Source organism: Exiguobacterium sp. R-17, from assembly GCF_049913315.1.
In the GTDB taxonomy this organism is placed as follows: Bacteria; Bacillota; Bacilli; order Exiguobacteriales; family Exiguobacteriaceae; genus Exiguobacterium_A.
In genome coordinates this window covers 658,468-673,775 of record NZ_CP184372.1, presented here as the reverse complement: position 1 = coordinate 673,775, position 15,308 = coordinate 658,468, and the positions used below count along the sequence as shown (strand labels likewise).

The window sequence follows — 15,308 nt, the reverse complement described above, 5'->3', positions numbered from 1 at the left end:
GTCAACTCGGAAATAAAATTGCTTCTCCAAAGGAATTGAATAAGGTCAGACCAACCCATGATAGACCAGCGAGTAGAACGCCCCAGGCTAAGAAGGAGAAGATGATCAACCCAACAGCTCCAGCCGCACTCGTCATTTTACTAATCTGTACCGTGTAAAAGATAAAATAGATGAAGAAGGATACAAGCAATACGATCCCGACGTGCAAGAAGGACGTCATGAAAGCAAAGCTGACACATCCTCCGACGAGCAGGAGAATACTGCCCGGACGTAACATACCGAGTGTCGTTCCCTCTTGTTCTTTGATGAAAAAGGCGAAACCAAGCTGATTGATCGTGTCCGATAGTAGTTTAAGCGAACTAAAGATCATGAAATAGACGATCAAAAAACCAAGCCAAACGACGAGCTTCGTATCACGTGCCGTCAGTAGCTGGAGCAGTTCATCGTACACGCCGACTTGATCGAGCCAATGCAATGCAAGTTCCGTCGTCGCGATCGCAAGGGATGTACTAAATAACAAGATGCTGATCAGTGGGGCATAACTTAATAGGTAAACGTTCGTACGCATGTGGAGTCTCCATTCATAGAAAATTCATATGTAGCACACAATTTCACTTACAGGTATACTATAATAGATTATATCGGTTCAAGAGACTGAAGGGGGAAACAAAAATGGCATTTATCTTAATGGTCGGCGTAAGTCTTGCGTTTTTGACAGCAATCTTCACTGCAGGCTACAACAAAAAACCTGAAGGTAACGAATAACTCATAAAAGCTCCATCCTGAATCAGGATGGAGCTTTTGCTTTACAGAAGACCTGCGTATCCTTGCTGACGTAATGCTTCATAGACGATGATCGCTGCCGTGTTCGAGACGTTCAGTGAACGAACGAGATTCGATTGGGGTAAACGGATACACCGTTCTGCGTTTGCATCGATGACTTCAAGCGGCAATCCTTTTGTTTCCCGACCAAAGACGAAGAAATAGTCCTGTTCAACGTCCGATAAGTCAATCTGACTTGGGTACTGTTCCCCGTATTTCGTAATATAGTAGAAAACACCTTCCGGATGTTTTTCCCACAGTTCTTCTAACGAATCATGATAACGGACATCGACAAATTCCCAATAATCAAGACCCGCACGTTTAAGTTGCTTATCGTCTGTCGAGAAGCCGAGCGGTCGGATCAAGTGAAGGACGGAATGCGTCGCTGCACACGTTCGCGAAATATTACCTGTATTTTGAGGAATTTCCGGTTGATACATAACGACATGAATAGCCATGGTTCAATTCTCTCCTATCTCATGCGCTAAAAGCGCTTCTTTATGGGCAATTCCGCTTGCGAAACCCGTCAATTTACCGGTCGCCCCGATGACACGGTGGCATGGATAAATCAATGCGATCGGATTCCGATTCAAGGCACCGCCAACAGCTCGTGCTGCCTGTGGTTTTCCAATCATTCGAGCCAGTTCACCATAACTGATCGTCTGACCGAACGGAACGGTTCGCAAAGTTTGTAACACTTTCTCTGCAAATGGTGTGACACGCAACTGACAAGGAAGCGCATCAAGCGCTTTTACCTCTCCTTGTGCATAACGATCAAACGCCATACGCCAAGCTTTCGGTAATGTACCCTCGCCTGTCTCTTCTGCTAAATAGGTCCGAGCACGATCTTTATTCAATCCAAAGTCGAGGTACACGATTTGCTCTTTTTCCCATGCGACGAGCAATGTACCGAACTTATAAGTGAGCTGTTGAAATGGCATCTGCTTCCCCCCACTCTTCAATTAACCGTTGTCCTTCTGTCTGAACATCCACTGCAGTATCTGCTAAAAGACGGGATTCGATGTACGACTTCTCATCAATTCCGCCAATCCGACCGACTGCCCAGAGTGCAAGCGCCCGCATGTCTTCGCGGGCATCTGTTTCCGTCATTAACCGTAGCGCGTCAATAGCACTCTTGTCTCGATAATGAACAAGCGCACAAATCGCATTACGTTGAATCGGCTTCTTACCACGCCATGCTCCGGATAATGTTCCGAAACGACTCTTGAACTCACGGTTACTCATTGATAAGAGTGGAACAAGGAGCGGTTTGACCTGCTCCGGATCCGGTTGTAGTTCAACATGATGTGTCGCATTCTTCTTCCGGTTATATGGACATACTTGCTGACATGTATCACACCCATACAGACGGTTCCCAAGCGCCATCCGAAACGGTTCTGGCAGTAACGTTTTCGTCTGTGTTAAAAACGAGATACATCGTTTAGCGTCGATGACACCAGGTTCAACTAGCGCATCCGTCGGACAAGCATCGATACATTTATTGCATGTTCCACATAATTCTTCGACTGGCTGATCCGGCGGCAAGACGAGGTCAGTAATCAATTCACCAAGATAAAGATACGATCCGTGCTCTTCACTGATGATCGAGCAATTTTTACCACTGAATCCAATACCTGCTCGTTCTGCTACTGCACGATCGACGAGTTCTCCTGTATCGACCATCGAGCGCGTCCTTGCACCTGGACTCAACTCTTGAATTTTTTCTTCAAGCAACGTCAAACGTTGTCGCAACGCCTGATGGTAATCCAGTCCCCAGGACGATCGACAAAAAATACCCCGCCGCTCCCCTTCCTTGCCACGAGGTGCATTTTTGAGAGTACTTGGATATGCGACCGCAATGGCAATGATCGAAGCCGCATCTTCTACGAGTAACGAAGGAGTCGTTCGTAGATCGAGATCGGGCTCTTCAAAACCAGAAGCAAATCCTTTCTCCTGTTGTGCTTGAAGTCGACGTTTTAAGACAAGAAAAGGGTCAGCCGTCGTCACCTTCAGCTCATCGATTCCAATCTCAACTGCGTACTCTTGTAAAGCCAATTTCAATTGTACACCATCCATTACGACTCGCTCCTTTCCTCTTAAGATTCCTTCCTAAACAAAAAGAGCAAGGTGTCAGCGAAAACGACACATTGCTCTTTTTAGGTAAGCGGGTGAAGGGAATCGAACCCTCGTCATCAGCTTGGAAGGCTGAGGTTTTACCATTAAACTACACCCGCATGATCAGGTGAAACATCAGATTGTGTAAAAAGTATAAAGCGGGTGAAGGGAATCGAACCCTCGTCATCAGCTTGGAAGGCTGAGGTTTTACCATTAAACTACACCCGCAAGATACCGGTGGTCGGAATCGAACCGACACTCCAAAGGAACACGATTTTGAGTCGTGCGCGTCTACCAGTTCCGCCACACCGGCACAATCTCTTGCAAAACTATTTAATTGAGAAATAGTTGGAGGCGCCAGTCAGAATCGAACTGACGATAAAGGAGTTGCAGTCCTCTGCCTTACCACTTGGCTATGGCGCCACTCATTGGAGCGGAAGACGGGATTCGAACCCGCGACCCCGACCTTGGCAAGGTCGTATTCTACCACTGAACTACTTCCGCTTGAAAAGCTGGGCTGGAAGGGATCGAACCTTCGCGTGCTGGAATCAAAATCCAGTGCCTTACCACTTGGCTACAGCCCAATAATAAGAGGGCGACTGATGGGAATTGAACCCACGAATGCCGGAATCACAATCCGGTGCGTTAACCACTTCGCCACAATCGCCATGGTAAACAGGGGCAGCAGGAATCGAACCCGCGCTGACGGTTTTGGAGACCGTAGTTCTACCGCTAAACTATGCCCCTATGGTGGTGGGGGGGGGCGGATTCGAACCGCCGAACCCGAGGGAGCGGATTTACAGTCCGCCGCGTTTAGCCACTTCGCTACCCCCCCACAAATGGGAAAATCATGTTGTTAATAAAGATGGTGGCTTTGGACGGAATCGAACCGCCGACACAAGGATTTTCAGTCCTTTGCTCTACCAACTGAGCTACAAAGCCTTAACAATGGCGGTCCTGACGGGATTCGAACCCGCGATCTCCTGCGTGACAGGCAGGCATGTTAACCGCTACACCACAGGACCGTATGTAATTGCGGGGGCCGGATTTGAACCGACGACCTTTGGGTTATGAGCCCAACGAGCTACCAGACTGCTCCACCCCGCGACGCTATAAATGGTGACCCGTACGGGATTCGAACCCGTGTTACCGCCGTGAAAGGGCGGTGTCTTAACCGCTTGACCAACGGGCCATTCTGAATTGAAAGTGATGATGGCGGAGAGCAAGGGATTCGAACCCTTGAGACGCTTTTGACGCCTACACGATTTCCAATCGTGCTCCTTCGGCCACTCGGACAGCTCTCCATTGTACGTGGTGAAGAAGTAATAAATGGCTCCGCAAGTAGGATTTGAACCTACGACCTACCGGTTAACAGCCGGTTGCTCTACCGCTGAGCTATTGCGGAACGATCGCCTGGCAGCGTCCTATCCTCACAGGGGGAAGCCCCCAACTACTTTCGGCGTTCAAGTGCTTAACTTCCGTGTTCGGCATGGGAACGGGTGTGACCACTTGGCTATCGCCACCAGACATTTATTATCTTAACATTATGTTCACATAACGTCAAGACTTTTTTTCATTTTTTTGAAAGGCTCGCGCCCTCAAAACTGAAGTCATCAACAATGCATCTGCTAGAACAAGGCCTCGACCGATTAGTATCACTCAGCTCCACATGTCGCCATGCTTCCACCCGTGACCTATCTACCTCATCGTCTCTGAGGGGTCTTTCTTGATTACTCAAAGGGAAATCTCATCTTGGAGGGGGCTTCATGCTTAGATGCTTTCAGCATTTATCCCGTCCGCACGTAGCTACCCAGCGATGCTCCTGGCGGAACAACTGGTACACCAGCGGTGCGTCCATCCCGGTCCTCTCGTACTAAGGACAGCTCTCCTCAAATTTCCTGCGCCCACGACGGATAGGGACCGAACTGTCTCACGACGTTCTGAACCCAGCTCGCGTACCGCTTTAATGGGCGAACAGCCCAACCCTTGGGACCTACTCCAGCCCCAGGATGCGATGAGCCGACATCGAGGTGCCAAACCTCCCCGTCGATGTGGACTCTTGGGGGAGATCAGCCTGTTATCCCCAGGGTAGCTTTTATCCGTTGAGCGATGGCCCTTCCATGCGGAACCACCGGATCACTAAGCCCGACTTTCGTCCCTGCTCGACTTGTAGGTCTCGCAGTCAAGCTCCCTTCTGCCTTTGCGCTCTACGAATGATTTCCAACCATTCTGAGGGAACCTTTGGGCGCCTCCGTTACTGTTTAGGAGGCGACCGCCCCAGTCAAACTACCCGCCTGACACGGTCCTCCAGCCGGATCACGGCTGCGAGTTAGAGACTCTATGCATGAAGGGCGGTATCCCAAGGGTGACTCCTCCGAAGCTGGCGCTCCGGGCTCGACGTCTCCCGCCTATCCTGTACATCATGCACAAAGCCTCAATATCAGGCTGTAGTAAAGCTCCATGGGGTCTTTCCGTCCTGTCGCGGGTAACCTGCATCTTCACAGGTACTATGATTTCACCGGGTCTCTCGTTGAGACAGTGCCCAAATCGTTACGCCTTTCGTGCGGGTCGGAACTTACCCGACAAGGAATTTCGCTACCTTAGGACCGTTATAGTTACGGCCGCCGTTTACTGGGGCTTCGGTTCAAAGCTTCGCTTGCGCTAACCCATCCCCTTAACCTTCCAGCACCGGGCAGGCGTCAGCCCCTATACGTCATCTTGCGATTTAGCAGAGACCTGTGTTTTTGCTAAACAGTCGTTTGGGCCTATTCACTGCGGCTCTACTCATGTAGAGCGTCCCTTCTCCCGAAGTTACGGGACCATTTTGCCGAGTTCCTTAACGAGAGTTATCCCGCGCGTCTTAGAATTCTCATCTCGCCTACCTGTGTCGGTTTACGGTACTGGCGCCTTCCCCCTCACTAGAGGCTTTTCTTGGCAGTGTGAAATCGTGACCTACGTCCCTACGGGACTCCGCGTCGTTCCTTGACTGTGATGCCTGACGGATTTGCCAATCAGACGGTCTTGAAACTTGCACATGCACTTCCATCCGCATGCGTCACTATCCTCCTGCGTCCCCCCATTGTTCAAACGGTGGATCGGCGGTACAGGAATATCAACCTGTTATCCATCGCCTACGCCTTTCGGCCTCGGCTTAGGTCCAGACTAACCCTGAGCGGACGAGCCTTCCTCAGGAAACCTTGGGCTTTCGACGGAGGGGATTCTCACCCCTCTTTTCGCTACTCACACCGGCATTCTCACTTCCAAACGCTCCACTGCTCCTTCCGGTACAGCTTCGCAGCGGTTTGGAACGCTCCCCTACCATTCCTTACGGAATCCGCAGCTTCGGTGGTATGTTTAGCCCCGTTACATTTTCGGCGCGGCGCCACTCGACTAGTGAGCTATTACGCACTCTTTGAATGGTGGCTGCTTCTAAGCCAACATCCTAGCTGTCTAGGCAGCGCCACATCCTTTTCCACTTAACATACACTTGGGGACCTTAGCTGGCGGTCTGGGCTGTTTCCCTCTTGACTACGGATCTTATCACTCGCAGTCTGACTCCCGAGTATAAGTTGCTGGCATTCGGAGTTTAACTGAATTCGGTAACCCTGTGGGGGCCCCTAGTCCAATCAGTGCTCTACCTCCAGAACTCTCAACCTCGAGGCTAGCCCTAAAGCTATTTCGGGGAGAACCAGCTATCTCCAGGTTCGATTGGCATTTCACCGCTACCCACACCTCATCCCCGCACTTTTCAACGTGCGTGGGTTCGGACCTCCAGTCAGTGTTACCTGACCTTCATCCTGGACATGGGTAGATCACCTGGTTTCGGGTCTACGACAACGCACTGAACGCCCTGTTCAGACTCGCTTTCGCTACGGCTCCGCCTCATCGGCTTAACCTCGCGCGTTATCGTAACTCGCCGGTTCATTCTACAAAAGGCACGCCATCACCCGTTAACGGGCTCTGACTACTTGTAGGCATACGGTTTCAGGATCTATTTCACTCCCCTTCCGGGGTGCTTTTCACCTTTCCCTCACGGTACTGGTTCACTATCGGTCACTAGGGAGTATTTAGCCTTGGGAGATGGTCCTCCCGGATTCCGACGGGGTTTCACGTGTCCCGCCGTACTCAGGATCCACTCTGGAGGGAAAACAGTTTCAGCTACAGGGCTGTCACCTTCTTCGGCCGACCTTTCCAGGTCCTTCACCTACTGTCTTCCTTTTTGACTCCGTATAGAGTGTCCTACAACCCCGAAGAGCATGCTCTTCGGTTTGGGCTGTTCCCGTTTCGCTCGCCGCTACTCAGGGAATCGCATTTGCTTTCTCTTCCTCCGGGTACTTAGATGTTTCAGTTCCCCGGGTCTGCCTCACGTTACACTATGTATTCATGTAACATGTCCCATCCCATTACAGATGGTGGGTTCCCCCATTCGGAAATCTTCGGATCAAAGCATACTTACTGCTCCCCGAAGCATATCGCTGTTCGTCGCGTCCTTCATCGGCTCCTAGTGCCAAGGCATCCACCGTACGCCCTTCATACCTTGATCTAGCGTTGGTATTCTAAGAACACACGTCTAATGACATGGTTAATTAAAAGTTTGATGTCTTGTTGATGTCTTCAGTTTTCAAGGTGCGAGTGTCTCTTGCGAGACTGAGAGACGAGCTCTCAAAACTGAACGATGGGCATGTCCCGTAAGGGACGTTTTCCTTAGAAAGGAGGTGATCCAGCCGCACCTTCCGATACGGCTACCTTGTTACGACTTCACCCCAATCATCTACCCCACCTTCGACGGCTGGCTCCTTGCGGTTACCTCACCGGCTTCGGGTGTTGCAAACTCTCGTGGTGTGACGGGCGGTGTGTACAAGACCCGGGAACGTATTCACCGCAGTATGCTGACCTGCGATTACTAGCGATTCCGACTTCATGCAGGCGAGTTGCAGCCTGCAATCCGAACTGGGAACGGCTTTATGGGATTGGCTCCACCTCGCGGTCTCGCTGCCCTTTGTACCGTCCATTGTAGCACGTGTGTAGCCCAACTCATAAGGGGCATGATGATTTGACGTCATCCCCACCTTCCTCCGGTTTGTCACCGGCAGTCTCCCTAGAGTGCCCAACTAAATGCTGGCAACTAAGGATAGGGGTTGCGCTCGTTGCGGGACTTAACCCAACATCTCACGACACGAGCTGACGACAACCATGCACCACCTGTCACCATTGTCCCCGAAGGGAAAACTTGATCTCTCAAGCGGTCAATGGGATGTCAAGAGTTGGTAAGGTTCTTCGCGTTGCTTCGAATTAAACCACATGCTCCACCGCTTGTGCGGGTCCCCGTCAATTCCTTTGAGTTTCAGCCTTGCGGCCGTACTCCCCAGGCGGAGTGCTTAATGCGTTAGCTTCAGCACTGAGGGGCGGAAACCCCCCAACACCTAGCACTCATCGTTTACGGCGTGGACTACCAGGGTATCTAATCCTGTTTGCTCCCCACGCTTTCGCGCCTCAGCGTCAGTTACAGACCAAAGAGTCGCCTTCGCCACTGGTGTTCCTCCACATCTCTACGCATTTCACCGCTACACGTGGAATTCCACTCTTCTCTTCTGTACTCAAGCCTTCCAGTTTCCAATGGCCCTCCCCGGTTGAGCCGGGGGCTTTCACATCAGACTTAAAAGGCCGCCTGCGCGCGCTTTACGCCCAATAATTCCGGACAACGCTTGCCACCTACGTATTACCGCGGCTGCTGGCACGTAGTTAGCCGTGGCTTTCTCGTAAGGTACCGTCAAGGTACGAGCATTCCCTCTCGTACGTGTTCTTCCCTTACAACAGAGTTTTACGATCCGAAAACCTTCATCACTCACGCGGCGTTGCTCCATCAGACTTTCGTCCATTGTGGAAGATTCCCTACTGCTGCCTCCCGTAGGAGTCTGGGCCGTGTCTCAGTCCCAGTGTGGCCGATCACCCTCTCAGGTCGGCTATGCATCGTCGCCTTGGTGGGCCGTTACCCCACCAACTAGCTAATGCACCGCAAGGCCATCTCAAGGTGACGCCGAAGCGCCTTTCATCAGCGGACCATGCGGTCCGTTGAACTATCCGGTATTAGCTCCGATTTCTCGGAGTTATCCCAATCCTTGAGGCAGGTTCCTTACGTGTTACTCACCCGTCCGCCGCTCATTCCACTGCCTTCCCTCCGAAGAGTTCCGTCAGTTTCCTGCGCTCGACTTGCATGTATTAGGCACGCCGCCAGCGTTCGTCCTGAGCCAGGATCAAACTCTCCATGAAGTGTTTGACTTGCTCGTTGTGTGACCGAAGTCACGATTGACGAAGCTTGCGCTTCATTCGTTTTTGTATTCCGTAGAATACGATTTTTGCCTCATCGTTCAGTTTTCAAAGTTCGTCGTGTCGTTTTCAGCGACTTTAATAAGATATCACGGAATAACTTAAGCGTCAATCCTTTTTTAAAATCTTTTTTATTCCCTGTCACCGTCCAGCGCGTGTTGCCCTGTCGACATGTATTAATATACTATCTCGGTATAATACCGTCAATAGTTTTTCTAAAAAAACTTTTGAAATCTTTTTTCTTCTATATATAGCAAAAACAATTCTAGGAAAAAGTAAAGCCGATCGTCATACGACCGGCTCATACGTCACGAGTTCGACTCCCGCCCCTTTAGTCGTTTGATATGAGATACGAATCAAACCTTTTCGCATGAAGAAATCGATTAAGCTGCTCAAATCTACTTTAACTTCTTGCAGTCGTTCTTCTTCCATCAATTCATACATCGTCCAAGGATCCGTCCGTTCACGCATAATTTCGAATAAATAGCGTCCTCCCGATAAAACCTTGGACTGCAAAAGGTGCTCAAGCCCAATCAAAGCAAGATGAATACGTTGATCTAGCGTCTCTTCACTCATCAATAATTGCTCGTATAGTTTATAGACATCTGGGTCATCGAGTCGCGCCTGTTCCCAAACGACCGTTTCAGGATGTTTTCCTTTTTCGAGGACGGATAACCGTGCCAGGTGATGCAACGCATGATGGACATGTGTATAGGCATCATAATGATGTCCGCGACTAAACAAGTTTCTCCCATCTTGGAAACGACGCAACAATTTAGCAAAGGAAATCGTCATCTGTAAATGTCGTTCCTCATCAGGAAAATCGAGTAGTTGTCTTTTTAAGTCAACTAAGTAATCGTTTCGTTCGAATACGATCGTTCCTTCTGTGATCCAATGAATCGCACGTCGATTGGCATTCAATAAAATCCAACGCGATAACACATCCTCGTGTACAAGATGTAAAGATACTTTCAAAGTATTCAATCGGTAATGTTTAATCGTCCATTCGACTTCCGGATCTCTTGTGATGACAACAAGAAGTGTATCAAATTGATCTGTCAGAGAATCCCGTGGTTGTCGTTTTTCAACCGCAATGATTCCTTGAGTTTCACGATAAGCCGCGTATTCCGAATAAATCGTTCGTGTTGCTTGTTCCATTTACTTCTCACCCTTCTATACGAACTCGTCGTTACCATTTTCGACAAAAAAACAAGCTTTCCTTCTTCAGGCAATCCCGCATCTTATGCTAGACTGACAACAGGGGGAATTCACTTGAAAAAACAACGAAAAAATAAAATAAACCGCGCGCGAAACTTAGCAATGTTCCTCGTATTCGGCGGTATGCTCGTCATGTACGGCGGTCTATTACTTAAACGGTTCGAGATCATCATGGTCTTACTCATGCTTCTCGGTTTCGTCATGGTTCTCGCCAGTACGGCACTCTACTTCTTGATTGGTCTAACATCAACGAAGGCAGCTGTCGTTACTTGTCCGAATTGTGGAAAAGAGACAAAAGTCCTTGGTCGCGTTGACTTATGTATGCATTGTGACGAACCACTGACGATGGATCCTTCTCTCGAAGGAAAAGAATTTGACGAAAAGTACAATAAACACAATAAACGAGCTCCCCGCTAAGGGCAGCTCGTTTTTTTATTGGACATTCGATTGACAGTCCGGGCAAGTTCCATACACCTCTAGTCGATGACGATCGACTTTGAAACCTGTTAAATGAGCCGCTACCGTTTCGACATCATCGAGCACAGGATAATTGAAATCAACGATCTTTCCGCAGTTCTCACAGATCATGTGGTAATGGCGTGTCGTAACGAAATCGAAGCGACTTGAAGCGTCTCCGTAGTTCATTTCCTCAACGATTCCCTTTTCTCGAAAAACGCGTAAGTTATTATATACAGTCGCCACACTCATATTTGGAAATCGATGTTCGAGTGCACGATAAATCTCATCCGCTGTCGGATGTGTGTGTCCCGTCGTCAGATATTCTAAAATCGCGTGACGTTGTGGTGTCATTCGAACGCCTGATTCCCGAAGCGACTTCACGGCGTCATCCAGCATTTCGTTAGCCACGTCCATCCCCTCATTTCTATCTTTCATTGATTATCAGATTATAATCTTTATAATTAGTCTACCTACAAAAAGTCATTCCGTCAACGGCTCTGCACCGGATTTGACGTCCATGATACAATCATATCGTGATATTTTTCACGAATCATCGATTGGAGGAATCCTCATGTCTACTCACACTACTCGCCCTACTTCAGAGGCGTTATATGAAATCGCACAAGAGTGTATCGTTGGTGGCGTCAACAGCCCATCCCGTTCATTCAAAGCCGTCGGCGGCGGTGCACCTGTCTATATGGAAAGCGGAAAAGGTGCTTACTTTTATGATGTCGATGGCAATCGCTACATTGATTACTTAGCGGCCTACGGTCCGATCATCACAGGACACGGTCACCCCCACATTACGGAAGCGATCACACACGCTGCCCAGAACGGTCTTCTTTATGGCACGCCCCACCGTCTAGAAATCGACTTTGCACATAAACTACAAAAAGCGATTCCTTCGCTTGAAAAAGTACGTTTTACGAACTCCGGAACGGAAGCCGTCATGACGACGATTCGCGTCGCACGAGCATATACAGGTCGTGAGCTTGTCGTGAAGTTCAGTGGCTGTTACCACGGTCACTCGGATTTGATGCTGATCGCAGCAGGAAGTGGTCCAGCGACACTTGGTTCTCCCGATTCAGCAGGTGTCACGAAAGCGACGGCAAAAGAAGTTATTACGACACCGTTCAATGATATTGAATCGTACCGTCAAATCATGGAACAATGGGGCGATCAAGTCGCTTGTGTACTCGTTGAACCGATCGTCGGAAACTTCGGTATCGTCGAACCGCAACCTGGATTCCTTGCTGCGGTCAACGAAATCACGCATGCTCACGGCGCACTCGTCATCTACGATGAAGTCATCACAGCCTTCCGCTTCACGTACGGCAGTGCACAAGAGTTACTCGATATCCGCCCCGATATGACAGCGCTCGGGAAAATCATCGGTGGTGGTTTACCAATCGGTGCTTATGGCGGTCGTAAAGAAATCATGGAACATGTCGCGCCACTCGGTCCAGCCTATCAAGCAGGTACGATGGCAGGGAACCCGGCATCGATGGCTGCCGGTATCGCTTGTCTTGAACTACTTGAGCAACCTGGCGTTTATGAACAACTCGATCACCTTGGCGCCTTACTCGAACAAGGTGTGCTAGAAGCAGCAAAACGTCATGACGTCACGATTACAATCAACCGTCTAAAAGGTGCCATGACGGTCTACTTCACGGATGAAACAGTCATCGATTACGATGGTGCAGAACGTGCAGATAGTGAGATGTTCGGACGTTTCTTCAAATTGATGCTAGAAGAAGGCGTCAACCTTGCTCCTTCAAAATACGAAGCGTGGTTCCTGACGACAGAACACACGGAAGCCGACATCACAGAGACGATCGCAGCAGTCGATCGTGCCTTTGCTCGACTCTAAGTCTTCCTCCTAAAAAAGCAGCGCCCTCGCAAGGGGCGCTGCTTTTTGTTATTCGACGAGTTCCAGATTTTGAATGGCATACAGTTCAAAATAAGCACCTCGTTTTTGCATGAGAACTTCGTGTGTGCCAATTTCCGTAATCTGACCATTTTCAATGACGACAATCTTATCGGCATCGGTAATCGTTGATAAACGGTGCGCGACAGTAAACGTTGTCCGCCCTTTCGCAAGACGCGCTAACGAATCTTGAATCATCGCTTCACTCTCTAAATCGAGCGCACTAGTCGCCTCATCCAAGATCAGAATCGGTGGATTTTTCAAGAAGACCCGTGCAATCGCAAGACGTTGCTTTTGACCACCTGATAACTTGACGCCTCGTTCTCCGACCGGCGTATGATAACCGTTTGGTAATCGTTCGATGAATTCGTGGGCATTCGCTGCTTTTGCCGCTGCGATGACTTCCTCGTCCGTCGCCTCCGGATTCCCCATCTTGATGTTCATCTGGACTGATTCACTGAAGAGAATCGATTCCTGCATGACCATCCCGATCTGATCACGAAGACCACGCAACTTCAAGTTACGGATGTCAACGCCGTCAAGCGTGATCCGACCGGCAGACACATCATAAAAGCGCGGAATCAAACTGACGAGCGTTGATTTCCCACCACCTGACATTCCGACGAAAGCAATCCGTTCGCCTGCCTGTACGTCAAGCGTTAAGCGATCAATCGCCAGCTCACCGCCTTCTTCATAAGCAAAGCTGATATCTTCGAACTGAACGTTCCCTCGGACATCTTTCGGTTCGCGCGCATTCGGTTTTTCCGTAATGTCATACGGCTCATCTAAAAACTCGAACATCCGATCCATCGAAGCGATCGACTGTGTCAATGTCGTTGAGGAGTTGACGAGACGACCGAGCGGTGCATAGAGGCGATCGATATAGCCAATGAACGCAACCATCGTCCCAAGTGTCACATGTCCGTTCAAGACGAAGAACGCCGCCGTTCCGAAGATCAGGATTGGTGCGAAGTCCGTAATTGTCGAGACGACGACGTATGTCCGCGCATTCCAGTTCGTTTGACGAAGCGCTGCTTTTAAGAACCCATCATTTTGATGTTTGAACGCTTTGTTCTCGTGTGGTTCCAGTGCAAAACTACGGATGACCGCCATGCCGTTGACCCGCTCCGTCAAATGACCTTGTAGTTCCGCAAGGGCTGCCGAACGTTCCCGTGTCAATCCGCGTAAACGCCCGTAAAAGAACTTAACGGCGAGGGCATAGAAGGGTAAAGGAATGATGGCGACAAGCGTCAATTTCGGATCAATCGTCCACATGATGGCAATGGCAATAAAAATCGTGATCATATCAAGCCATAGATTCATTAATCCTGTGACGACGAAGTCTTTCGTCTGCTCGACATCATTGATGATCCGCGAAATGACTTCTCCCGTTTTCGTATTCGAATAAAAACGAAGCGACAATTTCTGAACATGATCAAACAATCGGTTCCGTACGTCAAATAGAATCTTCGATGCTGACCATTGTGCGAGATATTGGCGAACGTATTCAAGCGGTGGCTTGACGATCAAGAAGATGAAGACACCTCCTCCGATCAAATATGCCAATTGCTTACTTTTTTCCGCCATCGGCATCGTGTTCCCAGTTAGGATATGGTCGATGATGTACTTATACAACAATGGAAGTCCGAGTGGGATCGAGAACTTGATGATCCCGACGAAGACCGTCAAGAGGATCTGTTTTTGATACGGCTTGACGAACGCCATATAGCGGCGGATCGAGCCTTGTTTCTTACGTTTTGCTTGTGTTGCCACATGTTTCACTTCCTTCAACTAAAAAAAGACGATGGCGAACCATCATCTCCGATATCTTGTTTCATATTCACGATACCACATATCCACGAAAGCCGGGTTAAATGGACCCTTGCGACTACGAATCCACTGGATCAGGATTTGGACATTGTCTTTCAAAATACGATCGATCGCCTTCGGATAATTCATCTCGCGGCGATGTTTCTCATATTCGTCCTCATCGAGGATCATGTAGGACATATCCGGATATACTTTGATATCTAAATCATAATCAATGTACTTGACTGCTCGATCTTTCTCATCGAACGTAGAAGGGGATCCGAGGTTACAGTAGTAATAAATGCCATCCTCCCGAATCATGCAAATGACATTGAACCAGAGTTCTGTTGAAAAATAACAGATTGCAGGCTCTCGCGTTCGCCACTGACGACCATCCGATTCACTGACCATGATGCGATCATTGAACCCAATCAATTCTTCTTCCGTCGATTTCAGCACGAGCGTTTCTTCCCAAACTCTGTGTAAGCTCCCGTTATGTTTGAAACTTTGAATCTCAATCTTGCTACTTTCTTTTGGGAATCGACTCATGTGCTACTCCTTTCTAAAGCGTTTTTCTTCCATTCTGTTATACTCTCGTGCTTATTATACCCATTTTCAGAACACATGAAAA

At 49.1% G+C, this 15,308-nt stretch carries 10 protein-coding genes, 15 tRNA genes and 3 rRNA genes; 2 read left to right on the top strand and 26 right to left on the bottom strand.

The window, feature by feature from the left end:
* Nucleotide 1 precedes the first annotated feature (1 nt).
* The 23 genes from ACN9MT_RS03565 to ACN9MT_RS03455 form a co-directional block, all read right to left on the bottom strand.
* Nucleotides 2-568 carry a DUF5366 family protein gene (locus ACN9MT_RS03565; protein ID WP_035409453.1) on the bottom strand — a complete coding sequence of 189 codons (567 nt, stop codon included), beginning with the start codon at nt 566-568 and terminating at the stop codon, nt 2-4.
* Between the two features lie 238 nt (nt 569-806).
* Complete coding sequence (gene trmL / locus ACN9MT_RS03560; RefSeq protein ID WP_214856782.1) at nt 807-1,280, bottom strand: tRNA (uridine(34)/cytosine(34)/5-carboxymethylaminomethyluridine(34)-2'-O)-methyltransferase TrmL; 474 nt, start codon at nt 1,278-1,280, stop codon at nt 807-809.
* 3 nt (nt 1,281-1,283) lie between these two features.
* Nucleotides 1,284-1,763 (bottom strand): methylated-DNA--[protein]-cysteine S-methyltransferase, encoded by a 480-nt coding sequence (locus tag ACN9MT_RS03555; RefSeq protein ID WP_426272778.1) that lies wholly within the window; start codon nt 1,761-1,763, stop codon nt 1,284-1,286.
* Nucleotides 1,738-2,898 carry a tRNA epoxyqueuosine(34) reductase QueG gene (gene queG / locus ACN9MT_RS03550; protein WP_035409457.1) on the bottom strand — a complete coding sequence of 387 codons (1,161 nt, stop codon included), beginning with the start codon at nt 2,896-2,898 and terminating at the stop codon, nt 1,738-1,740. Before queG ends, ACN9MT_RS03555 begins: the two co-directional genes overlap by 26 nt.
* A gap of 87 nt (nt 2,899-2,985) precedes the next feature.
* A tRNA-Gly gene (locus tag ACN9MT_RS03545) sits at nt 2,986-3,056 on the bottom strand.
* A gap of 38 nt (nt 3,057-3,094) precedes the next feature.
* Nucleotides 3,095-3,165, bottom strand: a tRNA-Gly gene (locus tag ACN9MT_RS03540).
* Between the two features lie 4 nt (nt 3,166-3,169).
* Nucleotides 3,170-3,250: transfer RNA gene (locus tag ACN9MT_RS03535), tRNA-Leu, on the bottom strand.
* A 36-nt stretch (nt 3,251-3,286) separates the two neighbouring features.
* A tRNA-Cys gene (locus ACN9MT_RS03530) sits at nt 3,287-3,360 on the bottom strand.
* 6 nt (nt 3,361-3,366) lie between these two features.
* Nucleotides 3,367-3,441: transfer RNA gene (locus ACN9MT_RS03525), tRNA-Gly, on the bottom strand.
* A gap of 8 nt (nt 3,442-3,449) precedes the next feature.
* Nucleotides 3,450-3,521, bottom strand: a tRNA-Gln gene (locus tag ACN9MT_RS03520).
* A 10-nt stretch (nt 3,522-3,531) separates the two neighbouring features.
* Nucleotides 3,532-3,604 (bottom strand) — tRNA-His (locus tag ACN9MT_RS03515).
* A 9-nt stretch (nt 3,605-3,613) separates the two neighbouring features.
* Nucleotides 3,614-3,684: transfer RNA gene (locus tag ACN9MT_RS03510), tRNA-Trp, on the bottom strand.
* A 4-nt stretch (nt 3,685-3,688) separates the two neighbouring features.
* Nucleotides 3,689-3,772, bottom strand: a tRNA-Tyr gene (locus tag ACN9MT_RS03505).
* A gap of 31 nt (nt 3,773-3,803) precedes the next feature.
* Nucleotides 3,804-3,879, bottom strand: a tRNA-Phe gene (locus ACN9MT_RS03500).
* Between the two features lie 7 nt (nt 3,880-3,886).
* Nucleotides 3,887-3,962: transfer RNA gene (locus ACN9MT_RS03495), tRNA-Asp, on the bottom strand.
* Nucleotides 3,963-3,970: 8 nt separating this feature from the next.
* Nucleotides 3,971-4,044 (bottom strand) — tRNA-Met (locus ACN9MT_RS03490).
* A gap of 10 nt (nt 4,045-4,054) precedes the next feature.
* Nucleotides 4,055-4,129, bottom strand: a tRNA-Glu gene (locus ACN9MT_RS03485).
* Nucleotides 4,130-4,150: 21 nt separating this feature from the next.
* A tRNA-Ser gene (locus ACN9MT_RS03480) sits at nt 4,151-4,241 on the bottom strand.
* 26 nt (nt 4,242-4,267) lie between these two features.
* Nucleotides 4,268-4,342, bottom strand: a tRNA-Asn gene (locus tag ACN9MT_RS03475).
* A 6-nt stretch (nt 4,343-4,348) separates the two neighbouring features.
* Nucleotides 4,349-4,464, bottom strand: a 5S ribosomal RNA gene (gene rrf, locus ACN9MT_RS03470).
* 102 nt (nt 4,465-4,566) lie between these two features.
* Nucleotides 4,567-7,480, bottom strand: a 23S ribosomal RNA gene (locus tag ACN9MT_RS03465).
* Nucleotides 7,481-7,645: 165 nt separating this feature from the next.
* Nucleotides 7,646-9,207, bottom strand: a 16S ribosomal RNA gene (locus tag ACN9MT_RS03460).
* Together the 16S, 23S and 5S rRNA genes with 15 tRNA genes alongside form the textbook arrangement of a ribosomal RNA operon.
* Before the next feature lie 345 nt (nt 9,208-9,552).
* Complete coding sequence (locus ACN9MT_RS03455; RefSeq protein WP_290784243.1) at nt 9,553-10,422, bottom strand: nucleotidyltransferase-like protein; 870 nt, start codon at nt 10,420-10,422, stop codon at nt 9,553-9,555.
* Nucleotides 10,423-10,536: 114 nt separating this feature from the next.
* On the opposite strand from ACN9MT_RS03455, the gene ACN9MT_RS03450 reads away from it, so the two are divergent.
* Nucleotides 10,537-10,899 (top strand): DUF2614 family zinc ribbon-containing protein, encoded by a 363-nt coding sequence (locus ACN9MT_RS03450; protein ID WP_035412738.1) that lies wholly within the window; start codon nt 10,537-10,539, stop codon nt 10,897-10,899.
* Nucleotides 10,900-10,914: 15 nt separating this feature from the next.
* Here the strand turns inward: ACN9MT_RS03450 and perR are convergent, their stop codons facing one another.
* A complete protein-coding gene (gene perR, locus ACN9MT_RS03445; protein ID WP_369792039.1) occupies nt 10,915-11,337 on the bottom strand; it encodes a peroxide-responsive transcriptional repressor PerR in 423 nt (140 codons plus the stop codon).
* Nucleotides 11,338-11,512: 175 nt separating this feature from the next.
* Between perR and ACN9MT_RS03440 the strand changes: the two genes are divergently transcribed.
* The gene (locus ACN9MT_RS03440; RefSeq protein ID WP_426272777.1) at nt 11,513-12,811 is read left to right on the top strand and encodes a glutamate-1-semialdehyde 2,1-aminomutase; all 1,299 of its coding nucleotides are present in this window, start codon (nt 11,513-11,515) and stop codon (nt 12,809-12,811) included.
* Between the two features lie 48 nt (nt 12,812-12,859).
* On the opposite strand, the gene ACN9MT_RS03435 is transcribed toward ACN9MT_RS03440, so the two are convergent.
* Nucleotides 12,860-14,593, bottom strand: a complete 1,734-nt coding sequence (locus ACN9MT_RS03435) for an ABC transporter ATP-binding protein (protein WP_426273453.1) — start codon at nt 14,591-14,593, stop codon at nt 12,860-12,862.
* A 90-nt stretch (nt 14,594-14,683) separates the two neighbouring features.
* Nucleotides 14,684-15,226, bottom strand: coding sequence for a nucleoside tri-diphosphate phosphatase (gene ntdP, locus ACN9MT_RS03430; RefSeq protein WP_023467311.1), 543 nt, complete (start codon nt 15,224-15,226; stop codon nt 14,684-14,686).
* Nucleotides 15,227-15,308: the final 82 nt, after the last annotated feature.